We start from the raw sequence: 14,800 nt of genomic DNA on the forward strand, positions 1-14,800 counted from the left end.
ATTTACTTTTTATTGTCAAGATTTACCAAAACAGACATACCTGGACGTAATCCTTCGAGTGGAGATTCGGGTAATGCATGCAGTTCAAAAGTTGTCATATCGTAACTGCCCGATTCTTTTGTCGATTTCCAAGTTGCATAACTACCTAGTGGACTGATGTAGTTTACTATGAAAGTGATTCCCTTTTTATTTAAAGCAGGAACATCTCCTTTAAACTTATCACCCATCTTGAAATTATGTAATAGATCTTCCCTCACATTTAATACCACATGAGCATCTTCTAATACCACAAGGCTCATTATAGGCATTCCTTGACCGATAAGTTCTCCCGTTTTTGGATAAATGGTTGAAATCTGACCATTTTCGGGAGCTAATAATACGGCATCTTTTAGAGTGGCACTAACTTCATTAACAGTTCCTTTTGCAACATCTACTAAAGATCGTGCACTTGCTCTGTCCTGACTACGTGCACCATCGAGTGCCATTTGATATTGTTGATATGCAGCACGCTCTGCTGCTACAGCTGCTTTATAAACTGCTTCGCTTTCATCTTTTCGTTGAGATGTAAGGACTCCCTCTTTATAAAGTGTAGATATTCTTTCGTGAGTAGTTGTTGCTAATTCCAAATCAGATTTAGACTTATTCCAAAGTTGAAGAAACGATTCAATGATTTGTTTACGATTACCTTCGTCTATTTTGTTGTTTTGAGCTGCAGCTATACTTTCCATTGCATTTGCCTGCGATAATTTAGCAAAGCCTTCGGGACAGTTAATGGTAACTAAGGTGTCTCCTTTCATAACCGCTTGACCTTCTTTTACGTAAAAGGAATCGATTCGTCCAGGTAATTTTCCTGAGATACGTATTTCAGTAGCTTCTACCTGCCCTTGTAAGATAACAGGCTTTTCTTTCAACATAAACATTCCTAATACAGAGATGATTGTGACAACCGCTAAGATTGAGATGAAAGCTATAATCAAATATTTTTTTGTCTTGTCCATAATTATTGTTGTTTTCTTTTTTTGATAAAATTTGAGAATTAACGATTGAAAATATACTGTTCAGTTTTTCCGTTATTGCTGTATTGATCAAATGATTGAGGAATACCACAAACCGAAAGCAGGTTTATCAATGCAACATCATACTCGTAGTATGCCAGTAATGAGGCTATTTGAATTTTCGAGAGTATTACTTCTGCATCAACTACTTCGGTTGAGGTAGACATTCCCTCCTGATATGCCAGTTTACGTATTCTCAACAACTCTTTACTCATCTCTATAGTTGTAGTCAGAGTTGTAATATTATCCAGTGCATTTTGCATCTGATTATAAAGCTTATCTATTCCTAGTTCATTGTCATCTATTATCTTTTCGCTTTCTATATCCAGAATTTGTTGTGCGATTCTGGCTTGTTTAATTTTCTTCTCTCTATTAAATCCATCAAAAATATTCCATGTAAATCCAGCCCCAATAAAAGTTCTTGGTAATAGGCTTCTCTCTATTCCATTTGCATAAACAGTTTGTTTTCCGAGTAAAGCAATGTTTGGTACATATGCTGCATTTGCTATCTTTAATTGATTACCAGCTATATCCTTCTGTATCTTCATTTGCTTAACCATATAATTATTATCTTTTATCAGTCCTTTGAAATATGATAAAGAGGGTACAGAATCATTTATAAAGAGAGATGATACTGGAGATATAGTATCTTCCGTTTCCATTTTGATTAAGACTTTGAACGATTTTTGAGTAATATCCAAGTCTTTTCGTGCAGCCTCTAATTCTCGTTTAGCCTCGTCTAGGTTTACTTTGACAAACAAGCGCTCGGCTTTATTTATCATTCCGTTTTCTTCAAGTTTCAATGCATTCTGATAATGCGTATTTAAAGACTCGTATGCTTTTTCTTTAACATCAACAATTCTGTTACCTAAACGCAAACCATAATAATTTTCAACAAGTAATATTTGTACTCCTGCATCTATTTGTTCTTTATTTACATTAGCTACAGAGATCATCTGTTTACTTATTCTGCCTGCATAGATACGTTTACCTCCAGTGAATAAGGGCAATGTTAGATTTGCATCAATTGTTGTAAAATTTTGTGGTACAAGTGGCACATTAAGAGATTGACTGCCTAACTTATCTAATGCCGATGAGATAATCTGCTCGCCGGGATAGATAGAATGTATATAATCTTTTGCAGGATTAGTATAATCGCTCAATGGTTGTTTCACTTCTATTTTATTCGACATATGCATGTATGCACCCGTTGCATTAATGCTTGGAAGCCAAAATGAATTTATTCTTTGATGCTCGTTCTTAGCCCATTCAATTTCTTTGGTCGCAATCTTGAGGCTTTTGTTTCCATTATGTGCCAATTGCATAGATTGCTCAAGACTGAGTTCAACGTTTGTATCTTGCGCCAAAAGAGTTGCCGAACAAAGAAGAGAAACTATACTAGAGGTTATTAAATGTTTGAACATATTATTGGGATTGTAATTTTTGATGTCTATTTTAAATCAATTAATTTTTGAGAGGTTGAGAGAATTATAAGTTCATTTAAGCGTTTACACCTATAAATTTGAAAGGCTCTGCTGGTTTAAAGTCTTTAGCAGTATTGCCACTGTATGTTTCGTCATTTGCAATAGATAATTTCATTACAGGAGCACCTTCTGATAGATTCATATCTTGTAATCTTACCCAAAAAGTATTTGGAGTTACACTCGATTCGAAAAAGTAAATCAGATTCTTACTATCTGATACAGTTCTCCATTGAGTAGAAGATATTTCAGGATTTTCAGGAGTTGATATGCCGTGAGGAACAGAAGCATTTCTAATTACACTGAATACACTAGCAATTGCTACTTTTTGGTTATCTGTTTTAGGAATTACATCAATATAAAAGCTAGCTCTGGCAAAACGGTCGGCAGGACGATTGGTTCCGGGTAAGAATGTTAATCCTCCAATCGATTTCCAATAATCATTCAATGCCAGTTGTTTGTCATAAGTAGGCGAGTTTGTCATTACCTTATACTCTGTGCTGTGGTGAATAGTTAGTTTGCCATCCACATATTCAAAAATGGCATTGTCGCCTGTGGCATCCGAGATAGATAAATGCAATGTTGCTAATCTCGATCCATCAGGCATCTGATCCGATACTACCTGAAATGTACTTTCTTCAATGGAAGAAACAGCTTCGTTTACTGTTGCAAAATTATCCAACATATATTGTACCCATGCAGCAATAGTAAGTCCCGGTTTGTTTTGATCTCTAACCGGATATTCCGATTCGGGTAACCAAAGCAGATTAGCTACTAATCCTTTTTCATTCATACCGTCTGTACTTGCTATCTCAAAGGCTGAGGTTACGACACTGCCATATTTAGATGTCCACTTTAATGAATTTTGACCAGTTTTTCCGTTGCGTTCCATTCCTCTTGGGAATATCCAGATATTGCTGTATAGTTCCGTTTTCCAGTCCATCGTACGACCTGTAACTATCATTTCATTTGTTCCTGTATAAACTACTCTTGTACACATAATTTTAATTTGTTTGATGATTATATATTTAAAATTCTCTGCTTTGATTATCGATTTTAATATTCTAAAATTCATTTATTGAAATCGAACTTCTTCAAATCTGTGTTGCAAAAATAGGCAGACTAGTTAGCATATAAAGAATAAACTTAATTAGAAAAATATTAGAATTAATGAATTGAATTCTAATGTCTTTCTAATTGAAATTATTGTTATCCAAGAAACGAAAGCCTATACTTTTGTATCGGAAATAAACGAAGATATCTACAACAAATCGTATCTGAATATATTTCACCACATCAATCAAGTAGTTTGAAATATAACTAAAATCAATGTAAATAATTAAAAAACTTATTATATGAAATGGACAATTACAATGCTCAATATTATTAATCACACATGTGATTTCATTAACATTTGCAAGACTACAGGAAGTATATTAAAAGGAAAATATCTATTTAATTAATTATATAAAAACAGAAAATTATGCCACTACATTTAGTTGATTCAGACAAAAACAACAGTTTTTTTGACACTTATGCCGAATCGGCAGCGACAAATTCTATTCCTAAATTCAAAATTGCGGAGGAGCCCAATGATCCAACAGTTATTCAAGACCTCTTGATCGACGAATTATTACTTGATGGTAATGCAAAGCAAAACTTAGCTACATTTTGTCAAACTGATCTCGATCCTCAGATACATTATTTAATGGATAAATGTATTGACAAGAATATGATCGATAAAGATGAGTATCCCCAAACTGCCGAAATAGAAAACCGCTGCGTACATATATTAGCAGATTTATGGAATTCGCCTCAAAGTGCTGATACTATCGGGTGTTCTACAACCGGTTCTAGCGAAGCTGCTATGTTGGGAGGTCTGGCTTTGAAATGGAAATGGAGAGCAAGAAGATTGGCAGAAGGAAAATCAACAGATAAACCTAATATTATAACAGGTCCGGTACAAATATGCTGGCATAAATTTTCACGCTATTTTGATGTTGAGATTCGTGAAATACCTATGGAACACGGACGTTTATTGATGACTCCCGAAGAGGTATTGAAAAGAGTAGATGAAAATACAATAGGTGTTGTTCCTACTTTCGGTGTAACATTCACATTAGAATACGAAAATGTAAAAGCGATAAGTGATGCGCTTGATCAATTACAAAAAGAAACAGGACTTGATATTCCTATTCATGTAGATGCTGCCAGTGGTGGATTTGTTGCACCATTCATTCAAGAAGATATTGTATGGGATTTCAGATTACCACGTGTAAAATCTATTAATACATCGGGTCATAAATTTGGATTATCACCACTAGGTGTGGGTTGGGTAGTATGGCGCGAGAAAGAAGATTTACCCGAAGAACTTGTATTCAATGTAAATTATTTAGGTGGCAATATGCCAACTTTTGCTTTGAACTTCTCTCGTCCCGGTGGACAAATTATAGCTCAATATTACAACCTATTACGTCATGGACGTCAAGGATATGCACGCATCCAACAAGCTTGTTTGGATCATGGAATCTACATTGCAGAAGAAGTAGAAAAACTAGGCTTATTCGATTTATTATACGATGGAAAATCGGCACTTCCCGGAGCTGCATGGATGTTGAAGAAGGATATTAATCCCGGATTCACTTTATATGATCTATCAGACCGCATGCGTAGCCGAGGATGGCAAATAGCATCTTACTCACTACCTTCTAATTGTGAGGATATGGTTATACAGCGTGTTTTGATCCGTCACGGATTTAGTCACGATTTGGCACAACTAATGATTGAAGACTTGAAACGCTGCATAGATTATTTCCAAAAACATCCGGTTACAAATAATTCAGACTCTGATGAGTCAAATAGTTTTCACCATTAATTATTCAATTCAAATAAATCAGTCTCAATCATATGGAATGGATTATAAAAACGATGCAAGCAGCTCCCGAGCTTGCCATATTCTTAACGCTGGCTCTTGGAGTTGCTCTTGGAAAAATTAAGATAAAAGGCTTTTCGTTAGGTTCAGTTACAGGAGTACTTCTAATGGGTGTATTAGTCGGACAGTTAGATTTGGTTATATCGCCAACAGTTAAGTCTGCTTTCTTTTTGATTTTCTTATTTGCAGTCGGATACAGCGTAGGACCTCAATTTGTGCAAAGTCTCAAAAAAGGAGGATTACCTCAGATCGCTTTTGCTTGCTTAGTGTGTATTGCTTGTTTGCTAACAGCATGGGGTGCTGCAATTATCGCAGGATTTGATATTGGTAACACTGTTGGACTAATAGCCGGAGCGAATACAATTTCGGCTGTAATTGGGGTTGCAACCGATACCATTAATCAGTTGACAATTGGCTCGGGACTTAAAACTGAAATGATAAACAAGATACCCGTAGCGTATGCAGTAACTTATATTTTCGGAACAGCAGGTACAGCTTGGTTCTTATCATCAATTGGACCTAAAATTCTGGGTGGTGATATTGTGAAGCAAACAAAAGAATATGAAGCCTCTTTGGGCGGTTCTATTCAAGACGAAGATTCAAGCCTAGGATATGCTTACAATGGTGCTACTTTCAGAGTAATTCAAGCTAACAGCAGTTTTTTTGATACTCAAAGAACAGTGCAAGAAGTAGAAGACTTACTTGCAACTAAAGGATGGCCTGTATATGTAGAAAGAATTCGTCCGATAAATGGCGTTATAATACAGGAACCAACTCTGGATAATAAAGTAAGTAAAGGGGATAATTTAGTATTAAACGGTCCTTTAGAAACCATTCTTACCGACGAAAATTTCATTGGAAAAGAAGTTGCTGATATAGAATTGCTCGATTTCCGTGTAGAAACTCTGAAAGTAATAGTTTCAAACAAAAAAGTACAAGGAACAACTCTTCAGGAATTAAAAGACAGTAAAGATCGTCATGGTGTGGTTATCCTCAAAATGTATAGAGGAAAAGCAACATTACCTCTTCTAAGCAATGTAAAAGTTCAACATGGTGATGTACTAGAAATAGAAGGTCGTAAATCGGATGTTGACCGTTTTGCCAAGTCTCTAGGTTTTGCCGAACGCCCAACCAATGTAACAGATTTACTGTATATGGGATTAGGTATTTTCTTAGGAGGTTTATTAGGTTCTCTTACTTTCCGAACAGGCAATATTCCATTGAGTCTTAGTGCCAGTGGTGGTGTACTTATCATGGGTATCATATTCGGATGGTTAAGATCGCGTCGGCCTACCTTTGGTGCTATCCCCGAACCTGCTATTTGGTTAATGAATAATCTGGGCTTGAATATATTTATCGCCATAGTAGGTATTTCTGCAGGACCCGACTTTATCGCAGGGCTTAAAGCCTCAGGGTTAAGCTTATTTGTTGCAGGTATTTTTGTGAGTATAGTACCTATGCTAGTTGGATTATTACTTGGGAAATATGTTTTCAAATTTCATCCGGCTATCACTTTGGGAGCTTGCGCCGGTGCACGTACTACAACAGCCGCTTTGGGTGCACTCGAAGACGCTACAAAAAGTAAAGTTCCCGCATTATCATATACAACAACTTATGCAGTAGGTAATACACTCTTAATTATTTGGGGAGTAGTCATTGTACTATTGATGAGCTAAGGAAAGGTTACAGACCTACTAAAATACTTATTCAACTCTTATTAAAAAACAATCGAAAATATATAATTATGAATATCTCAAAATTAAAAACATCACGTCATCGCGAAGAGCAACTAGAAACATTAAGTCCTTTCGAATTAAAAGATAGCTTAATCAGTCTGGCATCAGATCAACAACTAAAACCGGTAAGAACAATGCTAAACGCCGGACGTGGAAATCCTAATTGGATTGCAACAACACCTCGCGAAGCATTCTTTAAACTGGGACAATTCGGAATAGAAGAGTGCCGTTTAGCTATGAACAACCCCATAGGAATGGCTGGAATACCACAAAAGAGTGGAATTGCAAAACGCTTCGAAGATTTTCTTAAAACGAACGATCAACAACCGGGTATCGAATTGCTTAAGAATATCTATAACTATGGCATACAAAAACACAACTTCGATGCTGATGCATGGGTATTCGAATTAGCAGAAGGTATAATTGGAGATCAGTATCCTAGTCCTGTAAGAATGCTTGAGCATGCCGAAGTGATTGTGCATGACTATTTGGTGCAAGAGATGTGTGGATCGAATCCTCATCGCAAAGGCAAATACGATATTTTTGCCGTAGAGGGCGGTACTGCTGCGATGTGTTATATTTTTGACTCACTGGTTGTAAATGGCTTGCTCAAAAAAGGCGACAAAATAGCTCTGGGTGTGCCTGCATTTACTCCTTATCTAGAAATTCCTCAATTAGCCAGATACGAATTTGATGTAACCTATATCTATGGGTCAGGAAAAGATGCAGATGGCAATTCTAACTTCCAATATCCGAACGAAGAGTTTGATAAATTGGGTGATAAATCAATCAGAGCATTCTTTGTAATCAATCCAAGTAATCCTACATCGGTGAAAATTTCAGATGAAAGCATTAAATACTTGGTAAAAGTGGTGAAGAACTTGAATCCAAACTTAATGATTTTGACAGATGATGTATATGGCACATTTGTAAACGGATTTAATTCTTTAATGAACGAATTACCACAAAACACGATGTGTGTATATTCATTCTCTAAATACTTCGGAGCCACAGGTTGGCGTTTAGGAGTTATTGCTCTACACGAAGACAATATCTATGACAAGATGCTTTCCGCACTTCCCCAAAAAGAAAAGGAAAGACTTGCTAAGTTGTACGAAAGTCTTACACTTCATCCCGAAAAACTAAAATTTATAGATCGTATTGTAGCCGACAGCCGTCAGGTTGCATTGAATCATACCGCAGGATTGTCGCTTCCTCAACAAATGCAGATGATGTTATTTGCCGCATTTGCAGTGCTTGATACTGAGAATAAATACAAAGAAGCATGTAATAAACTGATTCAAGACCGTTACCATTTGCTTTGGGAAGGTATGGAAATGCCAATTATTGCAGATAAAGAGAGAGCCGCTTACTATTGTGAAATAGATATTCAGGAATGGGCTTTAAAAAACTATGGAAAAGAATTCGTTGAGTTTCTACAAAAGAACTTCGAACCGGTTGATGTAGTTTTCCGATTGGCAGAAAAGTCTTCAATAGTATTACTTAATGGTGGAGGTTTTGCTGGTCCCGAATGGTCGGTTAGAGTTTCTTTAGCTAATCTCGAAAATGAAGATTATGAGGTTATTGGTAAGCAACTATCGGCAACTATGCAAGAGTATGTAGAGGCTTGGAAATCAATCTAACTAAAATCTCGATTCTACAGAGAGAAGATGTCGGTCGGAGTATCTAATCGGCATCTTTTATAAATATTCAAATCAGATGAAAAAAATACTATTGATACTCTCATTGTTATGTTTTTACCTAAACTTATTTGCTCAGCATAGAGACAGTGAAAATTTAGCGAAAAAATTGGAATGGGATGATAGCAAACTTAATATATTAGTTGATACAAGAATTGATCTGCAAGCTGATTTTCAGGATGGAAAATTAGAAGATCGCACTTTCAGAGGGAATGCTCTTAAAATTTGGTTAGTGGGCGATATTACACCAAACATACATTATAGGGTAAGACAACGCTTTAATAAAACTCAGACGCCTTTGCGTGATAACTATTCAACAGCAACAGATCAGGCATGGATATCTTTTGATATAGATAGTAAATGGACAATTACCGCAGGTAAACAGGCTGTACAATTCGGAACATTCGAATACGATTATAGCGGAGCAGATGTGTATTTGCCAACAATGATTTACAATGATCTGGATGATTCTAAAACAGGAGTAAATGCGGCTTATCGTTTTGCAGGGCAAATAATAAACTTACAGATTGTAAATTCGGATGCACCTCAATTTGCTGATAATGCTTACAAGAACAAAGCAATGGCAATAAATGTATTATGGGTAGGCAGTCTACTTGAAGGCAAAGTGAAAACTCGTTGGGCATACGGAGCCTTTCAACATAGCGAAAGTAAATTTTATAACTGGATTACCTTAGGTACACAGCTCAATATAAAGAAATTTACAACAGAGCTTGATTATTATATTGGAGATAGAAATATGGATTATAGCTCAATAGTTAATGATGCTAATTTAGGTGAGAGGTATGTAAAAGATCAATCTGCATCCATCAATATAAAATATGATTTCGGAAAATGGAAACCATCAGTTAAGACTGTCTGGAATGAGCGTTATGATAAGGATTTCCGAAGCGATGCGTATCAAAGTAAGGGCATTGAGGCTGTTATGGAGTGCTATCCTTTTACGAACAAAGTAACTAAAGATTTACGCTTTCATGCTGCGTATATGTATAGCAGAACCAATTTTAAGGGAGAATTTGCCGACATCTCAAATTGTAATACACAAACATTACTCGTAGGAACCCGTTGGATATTTAAAGCCAAATAATGGTTTATCTCTTTTTCTTGAGAATAAAAAGATTCAGCAATAAAGACAGGCACTGATAACTATTTCTCATTGAAGTCTAATTAGATAAGAGTTACAAAAACAAAGGCGCTGTTTTGAAAATAGATCAGAGGACGTATTAGAAAATTATTAGAATTAAAGGGTTGGTATTTAATGGTTTTCTAATTGAATATAGAGTTGTGAATAGGACTAAAGCCTATACTTTTGTATTGGAGACAAACAAATAGCTGAAGTAGCTTGAAATATACTAAATCAATATAAATCATTACAGTAAGAAGCTCTCCTCTTTTACTCAATTAAAAACAACAACTTTATTTATGCGCCATCAACTGATAATTGTATTCTTTTTTATAGGATTGTCTACTCTGAATGCCCAGATCGAATCGAAACAGGATACTTTATATGTTCAAAATAAAGAGAGTAAAGGTTTGATTACCCCCTTAATTGCATATGTAGAAAAAACAGCTTTTCAATACTTAGAAAGCTCTAATGACAAAACATCTGCTATAAAAGGTTTTGATTTCTCTATAATGGGTGGACCTTATTATTCGAATGAAACCAAGGTAGGTATGGGGTTGATTGCTTCGGGACTATATCGGTTAAGTGGATGTAGTGAAGATATGGCTCCATCTAGTGTATCACTATTTAGCAATATTACAACAGTTGGAGCTTATTCTTTCGGAGTAAAGGGAACCACTTTTTTTCCTGAGATGCGTTACTGGATTAATGCCAATGTTTCATTTTCAGATACGCCTCTTCGTTACTGGGGTGTTGGATATAATGCCGGAAGTAAAGAAGATTACTCAACATATAACAATATGCAAAAAAATATAGAAGTTGACTTCTTTAAGAAAATAGGTAAATATTCGGCTCTCGGAATTACGAGTAATGCAATGGAAGTGACAGGGCTTAATTTTTCGGATACCAATATTCTTGGTGGTGAAAGTCGAAAATCGACAGGAGTAGGTGTCGGTCTTATGCTATCCTACGATTCCAGAGATTTTATACCCAATCCTTACAAGGGGATGTATGCTATGATGTCTAATACTTATTATTCGGGATTATTGGGAAGTACACACAATTTCAATAGAACTGATCTTATATTCAGATATTACAAGCAATTAAGAAAAGGTAGTATTCTAGCCTTTGATTTGGATAGTACTTTGAATACAGGTAGTATAGATTGGGGTACGATGGCATTAGTTGGAAACCCTAATCAAATGAGGGGATATTACCAAGGGAGGTATCGTGATAAAAAGTTGATTGATTCACAAGTAGAACTTCGCCAACATGTTTATAAACGTAGTGGTGTTGTGGTTTGGGCAGGAGCAGGAAATGTTTTTTCTAAATTCTCTACTTTTCATCTGTGCCAAACGCTTCCAACTTATGGAACAGGCTATCGTTTCGAATTAAAAGAGAGGGTTAATTTTCGTCTCGATTATGGAAGAGGAAAGGGAGAATCGGCATTTTATATCAATATTAATGAAGCATTTTAAGTAAAAAGGTCTTATAACTAAAAAACTGTAACTATGTCGATAAGCAATTTGTTATTTATATTTTCATCATCCTTTATGGCTCTGTTCCCAGTAATAAATCCTCTGGGAAATGGTTTTATTGTAAACGGTTTCTTAACAGGGTTGAGTGATCAACAACGAAAATCAGCCATTCAAAAAATTATAGTCAATTACCTTTTGATTGGTATTGGAACTTTGCTAATAGGGCATTTGTTTCTGTTACTTTTCGGTCTGGCTATACCTGTTATACAGTTAGGTGGGGGAATCCTGATATGTAAAGCAGCAATGGAGTTGCTTTCTGATAATGGAACTTCAAGCGACAATGAGACTAAACAAGCCTTAGATAATCTAAAATGGAAAGAAATGCAAGGAAAAATATTCTATCCTATAACTTTTCCTATGAGTATTGGTCCCGGTAGTATATCTGTACTTTTTACCTTAATGGCATCTGCAAGCGTAAAAGGTCGCTTGATAGAAACAGGAATTAATTATTCAGTTATTGCACTTGTTATTCTTTGCATGGCGGCCATGCTTTATATATTTCTTACTCAGGGACGCAGGATGATGGAAAAATTAGGAACTGCGGGTAATCTGATTATAAACAAATTGGTAGCCTTCTTTACATTCTGCATAGGCATACAAATTATAGTTACAGGTATATCAAAGATATTTCATTTGAACATTCTGTAAAAAAGATAAGATGTTAAACAGATCTGTTTAACATCTTATCTTTTTTACTAGGTAGTAATGTTTATTTATTAGAAACTAGCTTAATTCTACACGGAAAGTAGTACCTTTTCCAACAGCCGAAGCAAGAGTGATGCTCCCTTTATGTAAAGTTATTACTCTCTTTACAAGAGCAAGCCCGATACCATTTCCCTGAGTAAAAGATTTGTTACTACCTCTGTAAAATGGAGTAAATAGGTGTTCAATTTCATCTCCGGGAATACCAATACCCGTGTCCGAAAATAACAACGTTATTTTATTATCTAGAGATGTGATTTTTACAATAGAAGTTTTATTATTAGAATACTTACAGTTATTTTCCATTAAGTTGGCAAAAGCCATTCTCAGCAAATATTCGTTACCTCGGAAAGTCATATCAGGGGTTTCCTCTATATCTTGATTGAACAGAAACTCAATATTATAATGGGGATTGCCTTTTAAAACAAGCTCTCTTGCATCGAGAAGAACCTCATCTATCCTGATAATACTCATAGATATTATACTCTCATCGTAACTTGCTTTTGCAAGGTCTAATAAACCATTTAGAAATTTAATGAGTTTATTGGTATCCTGACGCGAATTGATAAGTGTTTGTTTATACTCTTCCAAAGTACGGTCTTTTAGTAAAGCCAAGTCTATTTCGCCGATTAGTATAGCCAGAGGAGTTTGCAGTTCATGTGAAACATTGCTAACAAACATTTTCTGAGAATTGAAAGATGATTCGATAATATCCAAAGCTTTATTAAAAGAGTTTGCCAATTCGCCAAACTCATCTTTCTGATTATATCCTAAAAGACGCAGATGAAGGTTGTTCGCCGTAATGTCTTTCATCTTATTGGAAATTCTGGCTACGGGTTTTAACGCCGATTTTGCAAGAAAATAACCTAAAGCACAAGCTGCCAAAAGCGACACTAAACTCAAAATCAATAAGTACAAGGCTAGCTTGCTCATCTTTTCAGACCCGTAACTATCGTATGCGGATACTAGTATAATATAATCTGTATTTTGGTATGAAAATATAAATCCAATGGTTTGATATTTTCCTTTATTTTGAGTAAAATCGCCCCTTGTTTTCCATATTTCCTCTAATGTCTCGCGGGAATGTGGACTAGCCTTAAAATTATCTGCATCCTGATAAAGGAGATTATAGTCTTTATCATAAATAAAAACGTCTACCTTATCCATATCTTCATTATAAGCCTTTGCTTTAAAATAAAGATTAGCTCTTGATATTCCTTCCTTTTTTAAATCAATATAAAACTCAGTTTTCCTAACATGCGTTGAGACTATATAGTTAAGGGCTACGAATATAAGCATAACAGCAGTAATGACAACTGTTATACGAAGAGCAATTTTAGTTCTTATTTTCATTCTTCTTTTCTTAATATAAAACCTAATCCCGGGCGAGTATGTATTAGTTTTGTATCGAATCCTTTGTCTACTTTCGATCTTAGGTAGTTAATATACACATCAATGAAATTGGTTCCTGTATTGAAGTGAGTATCCCATACTTTTTCTGCAATCTCGGTACGGCTTAATATTTTTTCGGGATTCATCATCATATACCTTAAGAGATTAAACTCTTTTGGTGTGAGTTTCATCTCTTTCCCATCTCTGAAAACCGTTTTAGTATCTATATCCAATTTAATATCGGCATATTCCAGTTGATTTGCTTCAGGTGCATTTTCACTGCTACCTTTTCTTTTTAATAATATGTTTACACGTGCATTTAATTCTCTAAGGTCAAAAGGTTTTACCATATAGTCGTCTGCTCCTGCATCGAAACCATCGAGCTTATCATCAGTAGCACCCAATGCCGTTAGCATAATAATAGGCACATGAGGTTGTACTTTACGTATTTCTTTACATAATTCAAAGCCATTTATATTAGGTAGAATTATATCTGTAATAATTAAATCATAAGCATGCGCATTGACCAAACGTCGTCCCATTTCTCCATCAAAAGCTAAGGTTACAATATAACCAAACTCTTCCAATCCTTTTTGGAGGAGTTCGGCTATACGTTGTTCGTCCTCTACAACCAGTATTTTTTTCATAGATAAGCAATTATTATAAATAATAACAACATATAGTTTCTTTAGTTCGATTATTGAAACTCCTTAAGCTACTTGTTGTTTAAACGATTTTTATTGATTTGATATCTAACATAAGAGCAGATCATATTATTAGATCATTGCTTCTCATAGCTGTAAGCAAATGTATGAAAATAGACTTTAAATAGCTATCTAACAGTTATTAGAAAGTCGTTAGAATTCAATTCATTGATTCTAACGACTTTCTAATTGATTTTCTTCTTCTTTTTACTCACAATTTACCTACTTTTGGAATACAAATTTGTAGAATATATTATAAATAGATAAGCCAAAATAATCAATTTGGTAAACCCTATTAAAGCAATAAAAGGATTTTAATTTACATTAAAATAAAAAATTATGAAAAAAGTATTTATTTTTTTATGTTCGTTAACAACACTAAGTTTAGCTTCAAAAGCCGAAGCATGTACAAGAGTAGT

The 14,800-nt window shown here is 35.1% G+C and carries 11 protein-coding genes; 6 read left to right on the forward strand and 5 right to left on the reverse strand.

The window, feature by feature from the left end; all coding sequences use genetic code 11:
• Positions 1 to 2: 2 nt before the first annotated feature.
• The 3 genes from IR022_RS03635 to IR022_RS03645 form a co-directional block, all read right to left on the reverse strand.
• Positions 3 to 998, reverse strand: coding sequence for an HlyD family secretion protein (locus IR022_RS03635; RefSeq protein WP_194202627.1), 996 nt, complete (start codon positions 996 to 998; stop codon positions 3 to 5).
• Between the two features lie 38 nt (positions 999 to 1,036).
• Positions 1,037 to 2,479, reverse strand: a complete 1,443-nt coding sequence (locus IR022_RS03640) for a TolC family protein (protein ID WP_194202628.1) — start codon at positions 2,477 to 2,479, stop codon at positions 1,037 to 1,039.
• A 76-nt stretch (positions 2,480 to 2,555) separates the two neighbouring features.
• Positions 2,556 to 3,536 (reverse strand): linear amide C-N hydrolase, encoded by a 981-nt coding sequence (locus IR022_RS03645; RefSeq protein ID WP_194202629.1) that lies wholly within the window; start codon positions 3,534 to 3,536, stop codon positions 2,556 to 2,558.
• A gap of 483 nt (positions 3,537 to 4,019) precedes the next feature.
• On the opposite strand from IR022_RS03645, the gene IR022_RS03650 reads away from it, so the two are divergent.
• The 6 genes from IR022_RS03650 (at position 4,020) to IR022_RS03675 (ending at position 12,231) form a co-directional block, all read left to right on the forward strand.
• Positions 4,020 to 5,411, forward strand: a complete 1,392-nt coding sequence (locus IR022_RS03650) for a glutamate decarboxylase (protein ID WP_194202630.1) — start codon at positions 4,020 to 4,022, stop codon at positions 5,409 to 5,411.
• Between the two features lie 32 nt (positions 5,412 to 5,443).
• A complete protein-coding gene (gene aspT, locus IR022_RS03655; protein WP_194202631.1) occupies positions 5,444 to 7,144 on the forward strand; it encodes an aspartate-alanine antiporter in 1,701 nt (566 codons plus the stop codon).
• Positions 7,145 to 7,212: 68 nt separating this feature from the next.
• Complete coding sequence (gene aspD, locus IR022_RS03660) at positions 7,213 to 8,847, forward strand: aspartate 4-decarboxylase (protein ID WP_194202632.1); 1,635 nt, start codon at positions 7,213 to 7,215, stop codon at positions 8,845 to 8,847.
• A gap of 76 nt (positions 8,848 to 8,923) precedes the next feature.
• A complete protein-coding gene (locus IR022_RS03665) occupies positions 8,924 to 10,009 on the forward strand; it encodes a porin (RefSeq protein WP_194202633.1) in 1,086 nt (361 codons plus the stop codon).
• Between the two features lie 335 nt (positions 10,010 to 10,344).
• On the forward strand, positions 10,345 to 11,523 hold the full coding sequence (locus IR022_RS03670) for a BamA/TamA family outer membrane protein (RefSeq protein ID WP_194202634.1): 1,179 nt from the start codon (positions 10,345 to 10,347) through the stop codon (positions 11,521 to 11,523).
• 33 nt (positions 11,524 to 11,556) lie between these two features.
• Positions 11,557 to 12,231, forward strand: a complete 675-nt coding sequence (locus tag IR022_RS03675; RefSeq protein WP_194202635.1) for a MarC family protein — start codon at positions 11,557 to 11,559, stop codon at positions 12,229 to 12,231.
• Positions 12,232 to 12,306: 75 nt separating this feature from the next.
• On the opposite strand, the gene IR022_RS03680 is transcribed toward IR022_RS03675, so the two are convergent.
• Positions 12,307 to 13,638, reverse strand: a complete 1,332-nt coding sequence (locus IR022_RS03680; protein WP_194202636.1) for a sensor histidine kinase — start codon at positions 13,636 to 13,638, stop codon at positions 12,307 to 12,309.
• Complete coding sequence (locus IR022_RS03685) at positions 13,635 to 14,324, reverse strand: response regulator transcription factor (RefSeq protein ID WP_194202637.1); 690 nt, start codon at positions 14,322 to 14,324, stop codon at positions 13,635 to 13,637. The genes IR022_RS03680 and IR022_RS03685 overlap by 4 nt, the downstream gene beginning before the upstream one ends.
• Positions 14,325 to 14,800: the final 476 nt, after the last annotated feature.

Origin of the sequence: Dysgonomonas sp. GY617 (genome assembly GCF_015233815.1) — a bacterium.
In the GTDB taxonomy this organism is placed as follows: domain Bacteria; phylum Bacteroidota; class Bacteroidia; order Bacteroidales; family Dysgonomonadaceae; genus Dysgonomonas_A.

Coding starts and splice junctions, on each gene's coding strand:
- aspT (WP_194202631.1), top strand. CDS start 5,444: ATGGAATGGATTATAAAAACGATGCAAGCAGCTCCCGAGCTTGCCATA.
- IR022_RS03665 (WP_194202633.1), top strand. CDS start 8,924: ATGAAAAAAATACTATTGATACTCTCATTGTTATGTTTTTACCTAAAC.
- IR022_RS03685 (WP_194202637.1), bottom strand. CDS start 14,324: ATGAAAAAAATACTGGTTGTAGAGGACGAACAACGTATAGCCGAACTC.
- IR022_RS03640 (WP_194202628.1), bottom strand. CDS start 2,479: ATGTTCAAACATTTAATAACCTCTAGTATAGTTTCTCTTCTTTGTTCG.
- aspD (WP_194202632.1), top strand. CDS start 7,213: ATGAATATCTCAAAATTAAAAACATCACGTCATCGCGAAGAGCAACTA.
- IR022_RS03635 (WP_194202627.1), bottom strand. CDS start 998: ATGGACAAGACAAAAAAATATTTGATTATAGCTTTCATCTCAATCTTA.
- IR022_RS03645 (WP_194202629.1), bottom strand. CDS start 3,536: ATGTGTACAAGAGTAGTTTATACAGGAACAAATGAAATGATAGTTACA.
- IR022_RS03650 (WP_194202630.1), top strand. CDS start 4,020: ATGCCACTACATTTAGTTGATTCAGACAAAAACAACAGTTTTTTTGAC.
- IR022_RS03670 (WP_194202634.1), top strand. CDS start 10,345: ATGCGCCATCAACTGATAATTGTATTCTTTTTTATAGGATTGTCTACT.
- IR022_RS03675 (WP_194202635.1), top strand. CDS start 11,557: ATGTCGATAAGCAATTTGTTATTTATATTTTCATCATCCTTTATGGCT.
- IR022_RS03680 (WP_194202636.1), bottom strand. CDS start 13,638: ATGAAAATAAGAACTAAAATTGCTCTTCGTATAACAGTTGTCATTACT.